Here is a 5572-nt window from a genome sequence, read left to right as displayed (position 1 = left end):
GACCGATATGACGCACCAAGCGACAGCCGCAGGGCCGGCAGCGGTCTCCCCCAAGACCGCTCCGGCCCCCGGCCGAAGTCCGAAGAAGCGCCGTGGCCCGGGCCGCAAGGGCAGCCGCTGGACGCCCTGGCTCTATCTGGCCCCCGCGCTCGTCGTGGTGGCCGGACTGCTCGTCTACCCGATCTATCAACTCGGCCTGATTTCGTTCCTCGAATACACCCAGGCCCAGGTCAGCGGCGGCGTGCCCACCGAGTTCGTGGGGTTCGGCAACTACCGGGCCCTGTTCTCCGACAGCCAGTTCTGGCAGGTCCTGCTGGCGACGGTCGTCTTCGCCGCCGCCTGTGTGCTCTCCACGCTCGCCGTCGGCTGCTCGCTCGCCGTACTGCTGACCCGTATCCGGGCGCTGCCCAGGCTCGCCCTGATGCTGGCCGCGCTCGGCGCCTGGGCGACCCCCGCCATCACCGGCTCCACCGTCTGGGTCTTCCTCTTCGACCCGGACTACGGCCCGGTCAACCGGATGCTCGGCCTCGGTGACTTCTCCTGGACGTACGAGCGGTACAGCGCTTTCGCCCTCGTCCTCTTCGAAGTCGTCTGGTGCTCATTCCCCTTCGTCATGGTGACCGTGTACGCGGGCATCAAGGCCATCCCCTCCGAAGTGCTGGAGGCGGCCTCGCTCGACGGCGCGTCCCAGTGGCGGATCTGGCGTTCCATTACGGCCCCGATGCTCCGCCCGATCCTGGTTGTCGTCACCATCCAGTCCATCATCTGGGACTTCAAGGTCTTCACCCAGATCTATGTGATGACGAACGGCGGAGGTATCGCCGGACAGAATCTCGTCCTCAATGTGTACGCCTACCAGAAAGCCTTCGCGTCCTCGCAGTACGGCCTGGGATCGGCGATCGGCGTTGTCATGCTGCTGATTCTGCTGGCCGTCACCCTTGTCTATCTGCGCCTTCTGCGACGCCAGGGAGAAGAACTGTGAGCGCCATGAGCACCCTGCGCATACGCCGTCCCTGGCGGCTGGCCGCCGAGGCGTCCGCGCTCGTCATCGCCGCCGTGGTGGCGTTCCCGCTGTACTGGATGGTGCTGTCCGCCTTCAAGCCGGCGGGGGAGATCCAGTCGACCGAGCCGCGTCCCTGGACGTTCTCGCCGTCCCTGGACTCGTTCCGGCGCGTCTTCGAACAGCAGGAATTCGGACGCTATTTCCTCAACAGCCTCATCGTCGCGAGCGCGGTCGTCGTCGCCTCCGCGCTGATCGCCTTCCTGGCGGCGACAGCGGTGACGCGGTTCCGCTTCAAGTTCCGTACGACCCTGCTGATCATGTTCCTGGTGGCGCAGATGGTGCCGATCGAGGCGCTGACGATCCCGCTCTTCTTCCTGATGCGGGACGCCGGTCAGCTCAATACCCTCTGGTCGCTGATCCTGCCCCATATCGCCTTCTCGCTCCCCTTCGCGATCTGGATGCTGCGGGGCTTTGTGAAGGCGGTCCCCGAGGCGCTGGAGGAAGCCGCGTACATCGACGGCGCCAGCCGAACGCGCTTCCTGTGGCAGATCCTCTTCCCGCTGGTCTTCCCGGGACTTGTGGCGACGAGCGTCTTCTCCTTCATCTCCACCTGGAACGACTTCCTCTTCGCCAAGTCCTTCATCATCAGCGACACCTCGCAGTCGACCCTCCCGATGGCGCTGCTCGTCTTCTTCAAGCCGGACGAGAACGACTGGGGCGGGATCATGGCGGGGTCCACGGTGATGACCGTGCCCGTGCTGATCTTCTTCGTCTTCGTCCAGCGCAGACTGGTCTCCGGACTGGGCGGCGCGGTGAAGGACTGACCCCCGAGACCCCACGGCCCCCGAGACCCCCGGGCGCCCCGGAGACCCCACGGCCCCCGAGGCCGCCGGGCCCCGGGCCCCGAGAGCCCCGGCCCGGAGATCCCGGGCCCGACGAAAGGAACCTGACCTATCCCCACTCGACAACTCCCAAGCCCGACGACCACCACTCCCCGAGCACAACGGACAACGGACAACGGACAAGGGACCGAGGACTGACGCATGCCCCAGGAAACGATGACCACACAGATGACCCCCGAATCGACGACCGCGCAGCTGATCCCCGCCCCCAACTCCCGCAGCACCCCCGACGGAGCCGGCTTCACCCCCGGCACCGGCACCACGCTGTACGCGGGCGAGGGCACCGAGATCACCGAACGCTGGCTGCGCTCCACGGTCGGCCCGGCACTCGGCCTGCCGCTGGCCCCCACCGGCACCGGGGGAGCGGCCGACTCGATCACCCTGCTCGTCGACGAGACGCTGGAGCCCGAGGCGTACCGCCTGGAAGTCACATCCGACCGAGGGGTGGAGATCCGCGGCGGCGGTGGCGCGGGAGTCTTCTGGGGCGCGCAGACGCTCCGTCAACTCCTCGGCGACGACGCCTTCCGCCGGTCACCGGTCCACCCGGGGACGGCACCCCGCCTCGCGCCCCAGATCATCGAGGACAAGCCGCGCTTCGGCTGGCGCGGACTGATGCTCGACGTCTCACGGCACTTCACCCACAAGACCGACGTCATGCGGCTGCTCGACCTGCTGGCCGCGCACAAGCTGAACGTCTTCCACTTCCACCTCACCGACGACCAGGGCTGGCGCATCGAGATCAAGCGCTACCCCAAGCTCACCGAGGCCGGAGCCTGGCGCTCCCGCACCAGGTGGGGCCATCGCGCGTCCCCGCTCTGGGACGAGAAGCCCTACGGCGGCTACTACACCCAGGACGACATCCGGGAGATCGTCGCCTACGCCGCCGAGCGGCATATCACCGTCGTCCCCGAGATCGAGATCCCCGGCCACTCCCAGGCCGCCATCTCGGCGTACCCGGAACTCGGCAACACCGATGTCATCGACACCACCTCCCTTTCCCCCTGGGACAGCTGGGGTGTCAGTCCGAACGTACTCGCCCCCACTGACAACGCCCTGCGCTTCATCGAAGGAGTCCTGGAGGAAGTCCTCGAACTGTTCCCCTCCACCTTCATCCACATGGGGGGCGACGAGTGCCCCAAGGACCAGTGGAAGCAGTCACCGGCCGCCCAGGCGCGTATCAAGGAACTCGGCGTCGCCGACGAGGACGGGCTCCAGTCCTGGTTCATGCGCCACTTCGACACCTGGCTCGCCGAGCGCGGCCGGCGGCTCATCGGCTGGGACGAGATCCTGGAAGGCGGGCTCGCACCCGGTGCGGCCGTCTCCTCCTGGCGCGGCTACGCGGGCGGTATCGAAGCCGCCGAATCGGGCCACGACGTCGTCATGTGCCCGGAGCAGCAGGTGTATCTGGACCACCGTCAGCACGGCGGGGCCGACGAGCCGATGCCCATCGGATTCGTCCGCACCCTGGAGGACGTCTACCGGTTCGAGCCGGTGCCGCCCACCCTGTCGCCCGAGGCCGCCGCGCATGTCATCGGCACCCAGGCCAACGTCTGGACCGAGGTCATGCAGGACCGCTCCCGGGTGGACTACCAGGTGTTCCCGAGGCTCGCCGCCTTCGCCGAGGTCGCCTGGTCGGTGCTCCCCGCACCCGACGCCCGCGACTTCGCCGACTTCGAGCGCCGGATGACCGCCCACTACCGCCGCCTTGACGCCCTCGGGGTCGAATACCGGCCACCCGGTGGCCCGCTGCCCTGGCAGAAGCGCCCCGGAGTGCTCGGGCGCCCGATCGAGGGTGCGCCCCCAAACGTGTGAGCCCCGCGCAAGCCCGGTGTCCGCTGCCCCGGACTCTGGGACCGTGGAACGGTCATGAGGAACAAGCCGAACAAGCCGTACGAAGACCGTCGAAGAGCGCCCATCCACCTGCTCATGCGGATGGGTACCCGAAGGCACGCCAAACCCGGGCAACGCCATAGCAAGGGCGCATCCCTCGCGGATGCGCCCTTCGTGGACCCTCTCGCCGGTCCGCCCGGAAGATGTGCCAGAGTTGCCACGTCCGCGCTGTGAGCACGTACGGTACGGCAACACAGGCGGGATCGCCGGACACCGGGAAGGGGCAGCTGGGTGACCACGCAGGCACCGCAGACATCGCGGTCGGTGACGCTGCCGACCTCGCTCGACGAGGCCGTGGCGGCACTCACCGCCATGCCCGCGGCAGTGCCGGTCGCCGGGGGAACCGACCTGATGGCCGCCGTCAACAAGGGCCAGCTGCGCCCCGCGGGACTCGTCGGCCTCGGCCGGATCAGCGAGATCCGCGGCTGGCGCTACCAGGACGGCCACGCCCTCCTCGGCGCCGGACTCACCCACGCGCGGATGGGACGGCCCGACTTCGCGGCCCTCATCCCCGCGCTGGCCGCGTCCGCCCGCGCGGCGGGCCCGCCCCAGATCCGCAACGCGGGCACGCTCGGCGGCAATATCGCCAGCATCGCCCCGACCGGCGACACCCTGCCGGTACTCGCCGCCCTGGAGGCGGAACTGATCATCGCGGGCCCCGGCGGCACCCGCCGGGAGATCCCCGTCTCGCATCTGCTGGCGGGCCGCGAACTGCTCGCACCGGCCGAACTCATCGGCTACGTACGCGTACCGCTGCTGCACGCCCCTCAGGTCTTCGTCAAGGCGACGGGACGGACCGGTCCCGGCCGCGCCACCGCGTCCGTCGCGGTCGTCCTCGACCCCGCCCGGCGCGGAGTGCGCTGCTCGGTCGGCGCCATCGCGCCGATGCCGCTGCGCCCGCTGGAGGCGGAGCGCTGGATCGCCTCACTGATCGACTGGGACGGCGAGCGCGGGCTCGCCGCCGAGGCACTGGCGGCCTTCGGGGAGTACGTCGCGACCTCGTGCATCCCGGACCCGCCGCCCGCTCCGCAGGGCGAGGAGCAGCCCGTGCTGCCGCCCGCCGTACTGCATCTGCGGCGTACCGTCGCCGCGCTGGCCCGACGTGCACTGGGGAGGGCGCTGTCGTGAGCAACGAGGAGAACCCGCGCGGACCGCACGGACTCCCGCCCGAGCGGCAGGGACAGCCGCAGGGGCACCGGGAGGGCCACCCTCAGGGCAGCCCGCCGGAGCACGGCGGCTGGCAGCAGACCCCTCAGGGCGACTACGACCACGAGGCCACCGCCTTCGTACAACTGCCCCCGGAGGACGCGCTGCACGCCGCGCCACTGGAGGCACCGGGCCACGGCTACGTACCGCCCATGATCATGCCGCTGACGCCCGCCGACCCCTCCGCGCAGGGCGGCTGGGCGACCCAGCCGCCGCCCGCAGGCCACGGCTGGCAGGAGCCGGGGGTCCCCGCCGCCGGGGCCCCGGGCCTGCACTCCGCCGACCCGTACGGACAGGGCGCTCCCGGGCCGGACCCGTATGGGCAGGGCCCGCGCGGTGCCGATCTCCGCGCGGGCGATCCGCACGCCACGGGCCAGTGGACCTTCCCGGAGGCGGAACAGCGGCCTCAGGGCGGCGGCCCGCCCGCACCCGCGTCCGATGTGACCGGGCAGTGGACGATCCCGGTGGCGCGGGGCGATCTGCCCGAGGAGTCGGGGGAGTTCAGCGCCTCCGTCCTCCGGTCCCAGTGGAACGGCGCCCCGGCGACCCTGCCGGGAGGCGCGCGGGCCCC

The 5572-nt window shown here is 70.4% G+C and carries 4 protein-coding genes and 1 pseudogene; all 5 read left to right on the top strand.

Features of this window, described 5'->3' with window-relative positions; translation table 11 throughout:
* Window positions 1-7: 7 nt before the first annotated feature.
* Window positions 8-982 carry a carbohydrate ABC transporter permease gene (locus tag ACWF94_RS31810; protein ID WP_453496344.1) on the top strand — a complete coding sequence of 325 codons (975 nt, stop codon included), beginning with the start codon at window positions 8-10 and terminating at the stop codon, window positions 980-982.
* A 5-nt stretch (window positions 983-987) separates the two neighbouring features.
* The gene (locus tag ACWF94_RS31805; protein ID WP_453496341.1) at window positions 988-1827 is read left to right on the top strand and encodes a carbohydrate ABC transporter permease; all 840 of its coding nucleotides are present in this window, start codon (window positions 988-990) and stop codon (window positions 1825-1827) included.
* Window positions 1828-2046: 219 nt separating this feature from the next.
* Window positions 2047-3717 (top strand): beta-N-acetylhexosaminidase, encoded by a 1671-nt coding sequence (locus ACWF94_RS31800; RefSeq protein ID WP_453496338.1) that lies wholly within the window; start codon window positions 2047-2049, stop codon window positions 3715-3717.
* A 309-nt stretch (window positions 3718-4026) separates the two neighbouring features.
* A complete protein-coding gene (locus tag ACWF94_RS31795; RefSeq protein ID WP_453496335.1) occupies window positions 4027-4923 on the top strand; it encodes an FAD binding domain-containing protein in 897 nt (298 codons plus the stop codon).
* Window positions 4920-5572 (top strand): annotated as a pseudogene (locus ACWF94_RS31790) ((2Fe-2S)-binding protein); the annotation flags it as partial. The gene ACWF94_RS31795 and the pseudogene ACWF94_RS31790, both read left to right, overlap by 4 nt.

It is taken from the genome of Streptomyces sp. NPDC055078 (genome assembly GCF_053607985.1).
This window is presented reverse-complemented; position numbering and strand designations above follow the sequence as displayed.